The sequence below is a fragment of the Streptomyces sp. NPDC127190 genome, from assembly GCF_042672505.1.
Classification (GTDB): Bacteria; Actinomycetota; Actinomycetes; order Streptomycetales; family Streptomycetaceae; genus Streptomyces.
The window spans coordinates 284,547-299,184 of record NZ_JBHXVE010000002.1 but is presented as its reverse complement, the minus strand read 5'-3'; the positions used below and the strand labels follow the sequence as shown (position 1 = coordinate 299,184).

Genomic DNA, 14,638 nt, shown 5'->3' with positions numbered 1-14,638 from the left:
CCGGCACTGGCAGGTTCACGCAAGCGGGCCGGTTCCGCCACCGCAGAAAGCGGCGCAACCGGCCCGGGAGGGTGCGTACGGCGTCAGTCGCGCGCCGGTTCGACGGAGTCGACGGCGTCCGCCGGACGGTCGAACCTGCCGTCGAGCTTGGCGACCAGCCCGGTGACCTGGCGGGCGATGTCGGGGGCGGTCAGCCCGATCTCGGCGAGCACCTCGGCACGGGAGGCGTGGTCCAGGAAGCGCGGCGGGATGCCGAAGTCACGCAGCGGTACGTCCACGCCCGCGTCCCGCAGGGCCTGGGCGATGGCGGAGCCGACACCGCCGACCCGGCTGTTGTCCTCGACGGTGACGACGACCCGGTGCCGCTCGGCCAGCGGGGCCATCGCCTCGTCGACGGGCTTGACCCAGCGCGGGTCGACCACGGTGGTGGAGATGCCCTGCCTGTCGAGCAGTGCGGCGACCTCCAGGCACATCGGGGCGAGGGCGCCGACCGAGACCAGCAGCACGTCCGGCTTGTCGGTGCCGGGCTCGCGCAGCACGTCCATGCCGCCGACCCGGCCCACGGCGGGTACCGCGGGGCCGACCGCGCCCTTGGAGAAGCGCACCACGGTCGGCGCGTCCTCGACGGCCACGGCCTCGCGCAGCTGGGCGCGGACCTGGTCGGCGTCGCGCGGGGCGGCCAGCCGCAGCCCGGGCACGACCTGGAGGATCGACATGTCCCACATGCCGTTGTGGGAGGCGCCGTCGGTGCCGGTGACGCCGGCCCGGTCCAGCACGAAGGTGACGCCGCACTTGTGCAGGGCCACGTCCATCAGCACCTGGTCGAAGGCGCGGTTGAGGAAGGTGGCGTACACCGCGAAGACCGGGTGCACCCCGGCGTAGGCGAGACCGGCGGCGGAGACGGCGCCGTGCTGCTCGGCGATGCCGACGTCGTACACGCGGTCGGGGAAGCGCTTGGCGAACTTGTCCAGGCCGACCGGCTGGAGCATGGCCGCCGTGATGGCGACGATGTCCTCCCGCTCCTCGCCCAGCTTCACCATCTCCTCGCCGAACACGGAGGTCCAGTCGGCGCCGGAGGTGGCGATCGGCAGACCGGTGTCCGGGTGGATCTTGCCGACGGCGTGGAAGCGGTCCGCCTCGTCCTGGAGGGCCGGCTGGTAGCCGCGGCCCTTCTCGGTCAGGCAGTGCACGATCACCGGGCCACCGAACCGCTTGGCGCGGGCCAGCGCCGACTCCAGCGCCTCGATGTCGTGGCCGTCGATCGGGCCGACGTACTTCAGGCCCAGGTCCTCGAACATGCCCTGCGGGGCGATGAAGTCCTTCAGGCCCTTCTTCGCGCCGTGCAGGGTCTCGTACAGCGGCTTGCCGACGACCGGGGTCTTCTCCAGCACCTCCCTGGTGCGGGCGAGGAACCGCTCGTAGCCGTCGGTGGTGCGCAGGGTCGCCAGGTGGTTGGCGAGGCCGCCGATGGTCGGCGCGTACGAGCGCTCGTTGTCGTTGACGACGATGACCAGGGGGCGGTCCTTGGCGTCGGCGATGTTGTTCAGCGCCTCCCAGGCCATACCGCCGGTGAGCGCGCCGTCACCGATGACCGCGACGACCCGGCTGTCCCGCTGCTTGAGCTGGTTGGCCTTGGCGATGCCGTCGGCCCAGCCGAGCACCGTGGAGGCGTGGCTGTTCTCGATGACGTCGTGCTCGGACTCGGCCTGCGCGGGGTAGCCGGACAGGCCGCCCTTCATCTTGAGCTTGGAGAAGTCCTGCCGGCCGGTGAGCAGCTTGTGCACGTAGGACTGGTGGCCGGTGTCCCAGAGCACCTTGTCCTTCGGGGAGTGGAAGACGCGGTGCAGGGCGATGGTCAGCTCGACCACACCGAGGTTGGGACCGAGGTGACCGCCGGTCTTCGAGACGGCCTCGACGAGGAAGCTCCGGATCTCCTCTGCCAGCTGGTCCAGCTCCTCCAGGCTGAGCCGGTCCAGATCGCGCGGTCCCCTGATGCGGGTCAGCAGCGGCACCCCGTGCCTCCTTGCAATAGAGCTGATCGAGCTTGTTACCGGACTCGCCAGAGTCTAATGTTCCGACTTTGCGGCACACGACAGCCCTGGCAATTTGCGGCTCCGGCAACACAAAAAGGGGCGTGGGGCTGTATCGGCCCCACGCCCGTTCGGTGAGACGGCGCTGTTACGCGCGTCCCGCCGTCTTCTGCGTCTTCCGGGTGATCGAGTCGATCACGACGGTGGTCAGCAGCACCGCGGCGGTGATCATGTACTTCACCGGCTCGGCGATGGACTCCAGCTGGAGGCCGTACTGGATCGAGACGATCACCAGCACACCCAGCAGCGCGTTCCAGGTGCGGCCGCGGCCGCCGAACAGCGAGGTACCGCCGATCACCGCGGCGGCGATCGCGTTCATCAGCAGGTCACCGGTACCGGCGCTCTGGTTGGCCGACGCGATCTTCGAGGCCAGGAACAGACCGCCGATCGCCGCGAAGCCACCGGAGATCGCGAACACGGAGATCCGCACCGCGGTGACGTTGATGCCCGCGCGCCGCGAGGCCTCGACGCTGCCGCCGAGAGCGAAGATCTTGCGGCCGTAGGCGGTACGGCGCAGCAGGAAGTCCGTGCCGACCAGGAAGGCCAGGAAGACGACCGTGGCCAGCGGCAGGCCCTTCCACTGGTTGTACATGTAGGCGGCGGCGAAGGCGATCACGGCCAGCAGCGCGGTGCGCAGCAGGGTGTCGCTGAGCGGCCGGGACGGGACGCCCACGGCCTCCCGGCGCCGGTTGCTCAGGAAGGAGGTGAGGAAGAACACCGCGACCACGACGACCGCGAGCCCGTAGGCGGCGGCGACGTCGGAGAAGTAGTACGTGGTGAGTTTGCCGACCAGACCGTTGGGGTCGAGGTTGATCGTGCCGTCCGCGCCCAGCACCTTCAGCATGAAGCCGAGCCAGAACAGCAGACCGGCCAGCGTCACGGCGAAGGCGGGGGCGCCGAGCACCGCGAAGAAGAAGCCGTGCAGCGCGCCGATGGCGACACCGGCGGCGACGGCGACCAGCACGGCCGCCCACTCGGGCCAGCCCTGGTTCACCGCGAGGACACCGGCGAGGGCGCTGGCCGCGCCGCTGACCGAGCCGACCGACAGGTCGATCTCGCCGAGCAGCAGCACGAACACGATGCCGACCGAGATCATGCCCGTGCCGACCATCGTGATGGTGATGTCGTTGATGTTCTGCGCGGACAGGAAGTTCGAGTTCAGGACCTGGAAGATCACACAGATGATCGCGAGGCCCACGACGACCGGCAGGGAGCCCAGCTCGCCGGCCTTCATCTTGCGCTTGAACTCGTCCCAGTAGCCGAGGATGCCTTCCTGGCGGACCAGCAGCCGGGGGTCGACCGCGGCGACGGAGGGCACCGCGGCCTCGGGGTTCTCCACCGCCTGCGCCGTCTCGGCGCTCTTGTCGAGGCTCGCCTTGTCGGCGTTCGCGGAGGTCTTGTCGATGCTCACTTGGAAACCTCCCCGGTCGTGCGCGCCGCACGGCGGGTCACGGCGTTGTCGGTGGCGCCCGTGATGGCGGAGATGATCTCCTCCTGGGAGGTCGTCTTGACCTCGAAGACGCCGTTGTTGCGGCCGAGGCGCAGGACGGCGACCTTGTCGGCCACCGCCTTCACGTCCGCCATGTTGTGGCTGATGAGGATGACGGCGAGGCCGCGCTCACGCAGCCGCTCGACCAGGTCGAGGACCTGGGCGGTCTGCTCCACGCCGAGGGCGGCGGTGGGCTCGTCGAGGATCACCAGCTTGGGGTCGCCGAGCATGGAGCGGGCGATGGCCACGGTCTGGCGCTGACCGCCGGAGAGCGAGGCGATCGGGATGCGGACGCTGGGGATGCGGATCGAGAGCGTGGTGAGCAGCTCGCGGGAGCGGCGCTCCATCTCGACCTCGTCCAGGACGCCCCACTTCTTCAGCTCTCGGCCGAGGAAGAGGTTGCCGACGACATCGATGTTGTCGCACAGCGCGAGGTCCTGGTAGACCGTCGCGATGCCCAGGGCCTGGGCGTCGTGCGGACGGGCGATGGTGACGGGCTTGCCGTCCCACTCGATGGCACCCTCGTCGATCGGGTGCACGCCGGCGATCGTCTTGACCAGCGTGGACTTTCCGGCGCCGTTGTCGCCGACCAGGGCGACCACCTCACCGGCGTGGACCTCAAGCTCTACGTCGGTGAGCGCCTGAACGGCACCGAATCGCTTGGAGACCCCGCGCAACGCCAGCACGGGCGTAGCGGACACGTGAACCATCTCCTTCGCCGCCTGACCCGGCGGGAGGTTGTGCAGAAAGTTTGGGGGGTAGTTCCGTCCGGCGCCCCGCGCCGAGCTTGCGGGGCTGTATGAGTGCGCGGGGCACCGGAGGAGCTTGGGCGGCCGGCCGTGTTCCCCAGGGGCATTCAAGAGCGGATGCCCGTTTCAGGGAAGGGACCGGGCCGGGTGACCGAAGGTCGGTCCGCCTACTGGAGGCCGATCTTCTTGCAGGCGTCCTTGTAGTCGGCGGTGCAGATCTCGTTGACCGTGTACACGCCGTCCTTGACGACGGTGTCCTTGATGTTCGCCTGGGTCAGCGAGGTGACCGGGACGAGCACCGAGGGGACGTCCTTCTGGGAGGTGCTGGAGACCTTGTCCTTGGCGACGGAGTCCAGCGACTTGCCCTGGGCGAGCGCGACGGCCATCTCGGCGGCGGCGTCGGCCTCGGGGGCGTACGGCTTGTAGACGCTCATGTACTGGGTACCGGCGACGATGCGCTGCACACCGGCCAGCTCGGCGTCCTGGCCGGTGACCGGGACCTTGATGCCCGCGGCGTTCAGGGCGGTGATGATACCGCCGGCCATGCCGTCGTTGGCGGAGTAGACGCCCGCGATCTTGTCCTTGCCGACCGCGGAGATCGCCGCCTCCATCTCGGAGTTGGCGTTGTCCGGCGACCACTCCTTGGTGTCGTACTCCTTGGCGATGGTCACCTTGCCGTCGAGGACGGAGTGCGCGCCCTTCTTGAACTGGGCGGCGTTCGGGTCGGTGATCGAGCCGTTGATCATGACGATCTTGGAGGACTTGGTGGCCTTGCTGCCCATGGCCTTCAGCAGGGCCTGGCCCTGGGTCTTGCCGACCTCCTCGTTGTCGAACGAGGTGTAGGCGCTGATCGGGCCCTCGGCGAGGCGGTCGTAGGCGACGACCTTGATGCCGGCGTCCACGGCCTTCTGCACGGAGTTCTGGATGGCCTTGGCGTCGACGGCGTCCACGATCAGGACGTCCACCTTGTTGGTGACCATCGTGTCGACCTGCTGGGCCTGAAGGTTCGCGTCCTGGCGGGCGTTGTTGTACTGAATGGTCGCCTTGCCGTGCGTCAGCTCGCTGATCTTCTTCTCGATCAGCGGGCGGTCGAACTTCTCGTAACGCGCGGTCTTGTTCTCCGGAAGCAGGAGACCGACCTTGATGTTGTCGCCCTTCGGGGCCGACGAGGAAGAGGTGCCGCCCTTCGACTCCTTGGCACTGCCACAGGCGGCCAGCGAGACGGCCATGGCACCCGCGGCAACGGCAACGGCGGCACGACGCATACGTGCGTTCACTTCAGAAACCTCCCTGACGAGGCCGCGTCGTTGCGGCCGAGGTGGCTGGAAGTCAACTCGGCCACACGTGCGACGTCAAGAAGTAAATCCTTAACGAGATGGCAACGGTGCCATCCGTTCTCTAAGTGAAGGCAGGGGTGGCGACCGGCGGAGTGCCGTCCAAAAGGGTTGAATCACCCATCTCGCTGAGGGCGAGGGCGAGCGCCCCCAGCACCTCCGCGCGACCACCAAGTGCCCCGGGGAGAACGGACAGTTGGCGCGCCGCGCTGGGGATGGCGTAGCGGCCGACGGACTCCCTGATCGGCCCGAGCACCAGCTCACCGGCCTCGGCGAGATCACCGCCGAGCACCACGCGGCTCGGGTTCAGCAGATTGCAGAGATTGGCCACTCCACTGCCGATGTGGCGGCCGACGTCGGCGATCACCCGACGGCAGCCCGGGTCACCGTCCCTGGCCAGCCGTACGACGCCCTCCATGGTGAGGTCGGGGCCGTGACTGGGCTGGAGCAGCGGCAGCACATAGCGCGCGGCCGCGAAGGTCTCCAGGCAGCCGCGGTTTCCGCAACGGCAGACCGGACCGGATTCATCGAGTGTAATATGTCCTATTTCGCCCGCAGTGCCACCCGGGCCGCGGTAGATCTTCCCGTCGATGACCAGACCGGCGCCGACACCGCTCGCGACCTTGATGTACGCGAGGTCGCGCACCCCCCGGCCGGCGCCCCAGACCAGCTCGCCGAGGGCGCCGAGGTTGGCGTCGTTGTCCACGTGCACCGGCACGCCGAGCCGCTCGCGCAGCTCCTCGGCGGGCTTGGTGCCGCCCCAGCCCGGCAGGATCGCGGTCGAGCCCAGGGTCCCCGACTCCACGTCGATCGGGCCCGGCACGCCGAGCCCCACCCCGGCCACCTTGGACCGGTCCACGCCCGTTGCTGCGATCAGGCGACTGACCAGCTCCTCGGCCCGGTCGAAGCCCTGCGCGGCGGAGGCGTCGACGTCCAGCGGCTCGGACTCCTCGGCCAGCACCTGGTGGGCGAGGTTGCCGATCGCGACGCGCAGATGGGTATGCCCGAAATCGACGCCGATGACGATGCCGGCGTCCCCGCTCAGACTGACGCTGCGGGCGCGCCGCCCGCCCGCCGAGGTGGGCGTGACCTCGACGGTTCCGCCGTCCTTCAGCTCCCGCACGATATTGGAGACGGTCGCGGCGGACAGACCGGTCGTCCGCGCGATCTCCGCCTGCGTGAGGGACCCGGCCAGCCGTACGGCCCGGACCACCCGCTCCAGGTTGGCTCGGTGCAGCGACGACTGCGACCCTGGAGTCTCCACGACGACCTCCTGAGCGCGGGGCCGCTTCGGCGAGGCCCCGCGTATGTCCAACTAGTGAACTCTAAGCTGAGCTGTTCGGGTCGCCTTCCGTCAAGAGGTTGAACCGTTTCCGGGGACCCGGACATACGCGTGCACGCCGCCCCCGAAGGGAAGCGGCGTGCGTACGAGCGGTCGCGCGGCGTCACCGCACAGCGGCCCCCGGGGCTACTTCAGCGCCCCCGCGGTCAGCCCCTGGACCACCTGGCGCTGGAAGACGATGTACGCCCCGAGCACCGGCAGCATGGCCATCACCAGGCCCGCGAACAGGCCGGACCAGTCACCCTTGTAGCCCTGGCTGACCGCCAGCTGGACCAGACCCTGGGTGAGGACGTGCTTGTCGGGGTCCGTGTTGAGCACCGTAGGCAGCATGTACTGGTTCCACTGGCCGAGGAAGTTGAAGATCCCCACGCTGATCAGGCCGGGCTTGGCCATCGGGAGCATGATCTGGAAGAACGTTCGCGTATGCGAAGCTCCGTCCACGAAGGCGGCCTCCGCCACCGAGGTGGGCAGCGTACGGAAGAAGGCCGTCAGGAAGAACACCGTGAACGGCAGCGAATACGCGATGTAGACCAGGATCAGGCCGTGGAGCGTGTTCAGCAGGCCCATGTTGTTGACCACGAAGAACAGCGGCACCAGCGCCAGCATGATCGGGAAGCTCATGCCGCCGACGAACAGGAAGTAGATGAACCGGTTGCCCGGGAAGTCGAAGCGGGCCAGGACATAGGCCGCCATCGAGCCGAGCACCAGCGTGCCGACGAGCGAGCCGCCCACCACCAGGACGGTGTTGAGGAAGTAGTCGCTCATGTTGGCGTCGGTCCAGGCCCTGGCCCAGTTGTCGAAGTGCAGCGTGTGCGGCAGGGCCCAGGGCGAGCTGAAGATCGAGCGGTCGTCCTTGAAGGAGGTCATCACCGCCCACAGCAGCGGCATCACCACCATGATCGCCCAGATGACCAGCACCCCGTGGGAGAAGGCGTTGAGGACACCGCCCTCCCGCTGCGGACGGGCGGGCCGCGGCGGCGGGACGTCGGCCTTGGAGACGGTCGCGCCGGACTCGGCCGGCAGCGGGGCGGGGGTCTCGGTCGTCTTCATCGCTTCAGAACTCCAGCCGCTCGCGACGGCCCAGCTTCATCACGATCGCCGCGAAGGCGAGCGTGACCACGAGCAGGGCGACGCCGATGGTGGTGGCGTAGGCGGCCTGACCGTCCCGGAACGCCTTCTGGTACACGTACAGGACCAACACGGTGGTCGAGTAGTCGGGCCCGCCCGGTCCGGTCGTCATGATCTGCACGACCGCGAAGGACTCGGCGCCGAGCGCGAGGATGCCCATGTACACCCAGCCGGACTGCACGGTGTCCCACAGCAGCGGCAGGGTGAGCCGGAAGAACGTGGTGGCCCGGCTCGCCCCGTCCAGCAGCGCCGCCTCGTACAGCTCGGCCGGGATCGAGGCCATGCCCGCGGAGAACAGGACCACGAAGAACCCGACCGTGGACCAGACGAGCACCGCCATCACACACCACAGTGCGAGATCGGGGTCGCCCAGCCAGAGCGGCTGGACGGAGCCGAGGCCGATCCCCCGCAGGACGGAGTTGACCGCGCCGCTGTCCGGGTTGTACGCGAACTGGAACAGCAGCGCCACGATCGCGATGGACAGTACCTGCGGAAAGAAATACACGATCTTGTAGAAGGCGGAACCCCGCACGCCCGAGATCACGGGGCCGCCCCGTCTCCGCCGTCCGCCCACATTGATCATGAAGGCGAAGAACAGCGCCAGACCGATCGTCACCAGGGGCAGCACCAGAGCGAACAGCAGACTGTGCTCCAGCGACTTCCAGAAGATGTCGTCGTCGAGCATTCTCGAGTAGTTCTGGAAGCCGACCATCTTGAATTCGGGGCTCAGGCCGGTCCAGTCCGTGAACGAGTAGTAGATGGACTGGATGAACGGCCACACCACGAAGAGCGCGTACAGTCCCAGGGGCACTGCCAGAAACCCCACGATGAACCGGTACTTGCCGTGCTGCATCGCCACTCCGGTGCGGTTGCTGGGGCGCTTACTGGTGCTTGTAGTGCTTGATCGAGCTGTCCTTGGCCGCTTCGTCGGCGAAACCCTGGATCTTCTTGATCGCCTCGGCCGGGGTGAGCCGGCCCGCCATCATCTCGCCGAGACCGGCCACCCCGATCTTCTCCTTCTGCAACTGCACGTACCAGTCCTGGAGCCGCGGATTCACCACGTTGGAGCCGGCCAGCCGGAGGGCCGCCACGCCCGACTTCAGGCCCGGGGTGAGGGTGATGCCGCTGGTGCCGCCGTTGTAGGCGGTCAGCGACTTCACCTTGGCGGTGAAGTTCTTCGAGGATGCCTCCGACAGCATGATGCGCAGCTGCTCCATGCCGCCCTCGGGGTTCGCGGCCTTGGCCGGGACGACGAACGGCTCGCCGCCGGACGCCCAGATGGTGCCGAACGGCAGCTTGTCGGAGCTGTCGATGCCGGAGGGCGCCGAGACCGCGAGGTCGAAGTCCTTCGGGATGACGTTGGCCGACTCGTTCTCCACCCAGGAGCCGTTCGGGATGAACAGCGCCTTGCCCTCGGCCCAGGCGGTCTGCGACTGGATGTGGTCCAGGCCCGGGGTCCCCCGGAGGATGTACCCCTTCTTGTACAGCTCGTAGTACGCCTCGAAGCAGGCCTTGACCGCCGGGTGCTTCCAGGCTCCCGGCTCCAGGTTGTCGATGGCGTCGAGCACCTCGCGCCCGCCGACCTTGCCGATCATCGGGTAGAGCGAGAAGGGGATGTAGTACGGGTACTTGCCCGCGTAGGTCCAGCCCGCCATGCCCTTCTTCTTGGCCTTCTCGCAGACCTTCAGCATCTCGTCCCAGGTCTGCGGGTACTTCTCGTCGAGCGAGTCGAGGGCCTTCTGCGAGTACCAGACGCCGTAGACCGTGTAGGCGTAGTAGAGGACCCACACCGGCTTGCCGTCGAACTGCCCCATCTCCACGATGCCGGGGCGCAGCGTGTCACGGACCTTCTTGTTCGGGTCGTCGTACGACGGCGCGTCCAGCAGCGGGGTGAGGTCCGCCAGCTGGTTCTTGCCGACGAGCACCCCCATGTCCATCTGCTCGGCGCCGGAGTTGTCGATGAGGTCCGGCGGGTTGCCCTGGTTGAAGCGGGGCTGGAGGGTGGACTGGATCTTCTGGGTGGCGGCGAACTTCACCGTGGCCTTGGGGAAGTCCTTCTCGTAGATCTTCACCGCGTCCTCGGCGTATTCCTTGCCGAAGCCGCCGTCGAAGAGGACGAACTCCATCTTGGCGCTGTCGTTGACGCCCAGCGGGTTCTTGGCGGTCTTCTCGCCGGCCTTGGCCTTGCTCTGGCCGCCGCCCCCGCTGCTGGCGCACGCGGACAGCAGGCCCATGCCCGGTGCCGCGACCAGGCCGAGCGCCGCAGACCGCTTGATCAGTTCGCGCCGTCCGACACCCTCGACGCCGTGCTCGGAAGTGGATCCCATGCTCAAGTCCTCGCCTTCTCCAGGACTCAGGCGGTGAACCGGATCCTCCCCGGCACCGCGGGCTGGTCGTGCTGGGTAGTGCAGGGTCATGCAGGAGCGTGCAGGGTCGTGCTGGAAACGCCGACAGGTATAGTCCATTTCCGGTCGGCTGAGCAAGATCGAATGCAGTACGGGCGCCGGGTCTTTTCCGAGTTGAGACCTCGCGGAAATCTGGCACCCCCAGGGCCGGCCGGGTGGAAAAACTCGCGACACAAGTCCCTGAATGCCACACCCAACGCCCTTGACATCAACGGCCACTTGACCACCTACTGGTTTCCGTGCCCCGAAGCTGACAACGTTGTCTCAAGGGGGCACAGGAGGGGAATCCGTAGATGCAGCGGAGAACTCGGCACAGACACGGTCCGGCGGTCGTCCTCACGGCCGCCTTTGTCATGGCGGCCGGCGCCCAGGGCGCCGCGGTCGCGCTGCCCGCCAAGGACCCGGTCCCCGACCGCGAGTTCGCATCCTCGTTCGAGACGGGCGATCCGGCACCCGACTGGCTCAACACCGTCGACACCGGCCCCGACGGCGGCAAACGCGCCTCCGGCGTGGACGGCGGCTACAGCACCGGCATCCCGGGCAATGTCACCGACCATGTCACCGACATCCGGGCGAGCGGCGAGAACAAGGGCGCGGGCGAGGTCAAGGAGAACCTCGCCGACGGCGAGCCCGGCACCAAGTGGCTGACCTTCGAGTCCACCGGATGGGTGGAGTTCGACCTCGACAAACCGGTCAAACTGGTGACCTACGCGCTCACCTCGGCCAACGACTACGCCGAACGCGACCCACGCGACTGGACGCTGCTCGGCTCCACCGACGGCAAGGACTGGAAGACCGTCGACACCCGCTCCGACGAGACCTTCGACGAGCGGTACCAGACGAAGTCGTACGACCTCGACCAGCCGGCCGAGTACCAGCACTTCCGTCTGGAGGTGACCCGCAACAACGGCGCCACCGGCATCCTCCAACTCGCCGACGTGCAGTTCTCCACCGGCGGCGGGGGCGGCCCGGTGCCGCAGGACATGCTGACCCTGGTCGGCAAGGGCCCGACCGGCTCCCCCACGGCCAAGGCCCGCGCCGGGTTCACCGGAAAGCGGGCCCTGCGTTACGCCGGACGGCACACCGCGGGCGGCCGCGCCTACTCGTACAACAAGGTGTTCGACGTGAACGTGAAGGTCGGCGGCGACACCCAGCTGGCGTACCGGATCTTCCCGTCGATGGCCGACGGCGACCGCGACTACGACGCCACGAACGTCTCCGTGGACCTGGCCTTCACCGACGGCAGCTATCTGAGCGACCTGGGCGCGCTCGACCAGCACGGGTTCCCGCTGTCGCCGCGCGGGCAGGGCGCCTCGAAGTCGCTGTACGTCAACCAGTGGAACAACGTGGTCTCCCGGATCGGCTCGGTGGCGGCCGGCCGGACGGTCGACCGGATCCTGGTGGCGTACGACTCCCCCGACGGCCCGGCGAAGTTCCGCGGCTGGATCGACGACATCGCGCTGCGTCCCGTACCGCCCCAGCCGCCGAAGGCACACCTCTCGGACTATGCGCTGACCACCCGCGGCACCAACTCCAGCGGCAGCTTCTCGCGCGGCAACGACTTCCCGGCGACGGCCCTGCCGCACGGCTTCAACTTCTGGACGCCGGTGACCAACGCGTCCTCGCTGAGCTGGCTGTACGAATACGCACGTGCGAACAACGCCGACAACCTGCCGACCATCCAGGCGTTCAGCGCGAGCCATGAGCCGAGCCCGTGGATGGGCGACCGGCAGACCTTCCAGGTGATGCCCTCGGCCGCGCACGGCACCCCCGCCACCGGCCGGACGGCGCGCGCGCTGCCGTTCCGGCACGAGAACGAGACCGCGCGGCCGTACTACTACGGCGTCCGCTTCGAGAACGGACTCAAGGCCGAGCTGGCCCCGACCGACCACGCGGCCGTCCTGCGCTTCACCTATCCCGGTGACGACGCGAGCGTGCTCTTCGACAATGTCACCGAGCAGGCGGGCCTGACCCTGGACCAGGAGCACGGGGTCGTCACCGGCTACTCGGACGTGAAGTCGGGCCTGTCCACGGGCGCGACCCGGCTGTTCCTGTACGGCGTCTTCGACAAGCCGGTCACGGACGGCGGCTCCAGCGGGGTGAAGGGCTATCTGCGGTTCGCCGCGGGCGCCGACCACACCGTCACGCTGCGCCTGGCGACCTCGCTCATCAGCGTCGACCAGGCGGAGGACAACCTGCGCCAGGAGATCCCGGACGGCACCTCCTTCGACACGGTCCGGGACCGCGCGCAGCGCACCTGGGACCGGCTGCTGGGCAGGGTCGAGGTGGAGGGCGCGAGCCCGGACCAGCTGACCACGCTGTACTCCAGCATGTACCGGCTGTTCCTCTATCCGAACTCCGGCTTCGAGAAGGTGGGCGGGGCCTACGCGTACGCCTCGCCCTTCTCCCCCATGCCGGCCCAGGACACCCCGACGCACACCGGCGCGAAGATCGTCGAGGGGAAGGTGTACGTCAACAACGGCTTCTGGGACACCTACCGGACCACCTGGCCGGCCTACTCGCTGCTCACCCCCGGCCAGGCGGGCGAGATGGTGGACGGGTTCATACAGCAGTACAAGGACGGCGGCTGGACCTCCCGCTGGTCCTCCCCCGGCTACGCCGACCTGATGACCGGCACCTCCTCGGACGTGGCCTTCGCCGACGCCTACGTCAAGGGCGTGAAGTTCGACGCGCGGGCCGCGTATGAGGCGGCCCTGAAGAACGCCACCGTCGTCCCGCCGATGTCCGGGGTGGGCCGCAAGGGCATGGCCACCTCCCCCTTCCTCGGCTACACCAGCACCGCCACCGGCGAGGGCCTGTCCTGGGCGATGGAGGGGTATGTCAACGACTACGGCATCGCCCGGATGGGCCAGGAGCTGTACCGCAGGACGGGCGAGAGCCACTACCGGGAGGAGTCCGCGTACTTCCTCAACCGCGCCCGGGACTATGTGCGGCTGTTCGACCCCAGGGCGGGCTTCTTCCAGGGCCGCGACCCGGACGGCGGCCGGCGGGTCGACTCCGCGTCGTACGACCCGCGCGTGTGGGGCTACGACTACACGGAGACCAACGGCTGGGGCTACGCCTTCAGCGTCCCGCAGGACAGCCGGGGCCTGGCCAACCTGTACGGCGGCCGGCAGGGCCTCGCGGACAAGCTCGACGCGTTCTTCGCCACCCCGGAGACGGCCTCGCCGGACTTCGTCGGCTCCTACGGCGGCGTCATCCACGAGATGACCGAGGCGCGGGACGTCCGGATGGGCATGCTCGGTCAGTCCAACCAGCCCGCGCACCACATCGCCTACATGTACGACGCGGCCGACGAGCCCTGGAAGACGCAGGCGACGGTCCGCGAGATCCTCTCCCGGCTCTACCTCGGCAGCGAGATCGGGCAGGGCTACCACGGCGACGAGGACAACGGCGAGCAGTCCGGCTGGTACCTCTTCTCCGCGCTCGGCTTCTACCCCCTGGTCATGGGCAGCGGCGACTACACCATCGGCTCCCCGCTGTTCAAGAAGGCCACCGTGCACCTGGAGAACGGCCACGACCTGGTCGTCAAGGCCCCGGCCAACAGCGCGCGGAACGTCTACGTCCAGGGCGTCACCTTCAACGGCCGCCCGTGGACCTCCACATCGCTGCCCCACTCGCTGCTGGCCCAGGGTGGGGTGCTGGAGTTCCGCATGGGCGCCGAGCCGTCCACCTGGGGCACCGGGGAGGACGCGGCGCCCGTCTCCGTCACCCAGGACGACAAGGTGCCGGCCCCGCGCGCCGACGTGCTGAAGGGGGACGGCGCCCTGTTCGACAACACCTCGGCGACCGACGCGACGGTCACCTCGGTGGACCTGCCGGTCGGAGAGGCCACCCGGGCCGTCCAGTACACCCTGACCTCCTCGACGGACCGCGGCACGGCGCCGACCGGCTGGACCCTCCAGGGCTCGACGGACGGCAGCACCTGGCAGACCCTGGACCACCGCTCCGGCGAAACGTTCACCTGGGACCGGCAGACCAGGGCCTTCACCATCGCCGAGCCGGGCCTCTGGACGAAGTACCGGCTGGTCCTGGACGGCGCGTCGACGCTGGCGGAGGTGGAGCTGCTGGCCTGAGCCG

Annotated in this window: 9 protein-coding genes; 1 reads left to right on the top strand and 8 read right to left on the bottom strand. The window is 68.6% G+C overall.

The annotated features are described in order from the left end of the window. Positions 1 to 83 precede the first annotated feature (83 nt). From dxs to ngcE, 8 genes are all read right to left on the bottom strand, one after another. Positions 84 to 2,012 (bottom strand): 1-deoxy-D-xylulose-5-phosphate synthase, encoded by a 1,929-nt coding sequence (dxs, locus tag ACFVIU_RS04585; protein WP_385840575.1) that lies wholly within the window; start codon positions 2,010 to 2,012, stop codon positions 84 to 86. Between the two features lie 166 nt (positions 2,013 to 2,178). After that, positions 2,179 to 3,501, bottom strand: a complete 1,323-nt coding sequence (locus tag ACFVIU_RS04580) for a sugar ABC transporter permease (RefSeq protein WP_385840574.1) — start codon at positions 3,499 to 3,501, stop codon at positions 2,179 to 2,181. Next, positions 3,498 to 4,289, bottom strand: a complete 792-nt coding sequence (locus ACFVIU_RS04575) for an ATP-binding cassette domain-containing protein (protein ID WP_385840572.1) — start codon at positions 4,287 to 4,289, stop codon at positions 3,498 to 3,500. Before ACFVIU_RS04575 ends, ACFVIU_RS04580 begins: the two co-directional genes overlap by 4 nt. A gap of 206 nt (positions 4,290 to 4,495) precedes the next feature. Further along, positions 4,496 to 5,593 carry a substrate-binding domain-containing protein gene (locus tag ACFVIU_RS04570; RefSeq protein ID WP_385840833.1) on the bottom strand — a complete coding sequence of 366 codons (1,098 nt, stop codon included), beginning with the start codon at positions 5,591 to 5,593 and terminating at the stop codon, positions 4,496 to 4,498. A gap of 133 nt (positions 5,594 to 5,726) precedes the next feature. Further along, a complete protein-coding gene (locus ACFVIU_RS04565) occupies positions 5,727 to 6,926 on the bottom strand; it encodes an ROK family protein (protein ID WP_385840571.1) in 1,200 nt (399 codons plus the stop codon). Between the two features lie 204 nt (positions 6,927 to 7,130). Then, positions 7,131 to 8,054, bottom strand: coding sequence for a carbohydrate ABC transporter permease (locus tag ACFVIU_RS04560; RefSeq protein ID WP_385840570.1), 924 nt, complete (start codon positions 8,052 to 8,054; stop codon positions 7,131 to 7,133). 4 nt (positions 8,055 to 8,058) lie between these two features. Next, positions 8,059 to 8,985 (bottom strand): carbohydrate ABC transporter permease, encoded by a 927-nt coding sequence (locus tag ACFVIU_RS04555; protein WP_385840569.1) that lies wholly within the window; start codon positions 8,983 to 8,985, stop codon positions 8,059 to 8,061. Between the two features lie 28 nt (positions 8,986 to 9,013). Beyond that, positions 9,014 to 10,459: an N-acetylglucosamine/diacetylchitobiose ABC transporter substrate-binding protein gene (ngcE, locus tag ACFVIU_RS04550; protein ID WP_385840567.1), complete on the bottom strand. Its 1,446-nt coding sequence runs from the start codon at positions 10,457 to 10,459 to the stop codon at positions 9,014 to 9,016. Between the two features lie 371 nt (positions 10,460 to 10,830). Here ngcE and ACFVIU_RS04545 point away from each other — a divergent pair, with 371 nt between their 5' ends. Then, positions 10,831 to 14,634, top strand: a complete 3,804-nt coding sequence (locus ACFVIU_RS04545; RefSeq protein WP_385840566.1) for a GH92 family glycosyl hydrolase — start codon at positions 10,831 to 10,833, stop codon at positions 14,632 to 14,634. Positions 14,635 to 14,638 lie beyond the last annotated feature (4 nt).

What these genes read in the sequence shown, in the direction of transcription:
- ACFVIU_RS04575 (WP_385840572.1), bottom strand. Translation starts at nt 4,289, where the DNA reads ATGGTTCACGTGTCCGCTACGCCCGTGCTGGCGTTGCGCGGGGTCTCC.
- ACFVIU_RS04570 (WP_385840833.1), bottom strand. Translation starts at nt 5,593, where the DNA reads ATGCGTCGTGCCGCCGTTGCCGTTGCCGCGGGTGCCATGGCCGTCTCG.
- ACFVIU_RS04560 (WP_385840570.1), bottom strand. Translation starts at nt 8,054, where the DNA reads ATGAAGACGACCGAGACCCCCGCCCCGCTGCCGGCCGAGTCCGGCGCG.
- ACFVIU_RS04555 (WP_385840569.1), bottom strand. Translation starts at nt 8,985, where the DNA reads ATGCAGCACGGCAAGTACCGGTTCATCGTGGGGTTTCTGGCAGTGCCC.
- ngcE (WP_385840567.1), bottom strand. Translation starts at nt 10,459, where the DNA reads ATGGGATCCACTTCCGAGCACGGCGTCGAGGGTGTCGGACGGCGCGAA.
- ACFVIU_RS04545 (WP_385840566.1), top strand. Translation starts at nt 10,831, where the DNA reads ATGCAGCGGAGAACTCGGCACAGACACGGTCCGGCGGTCGTCCTCACG.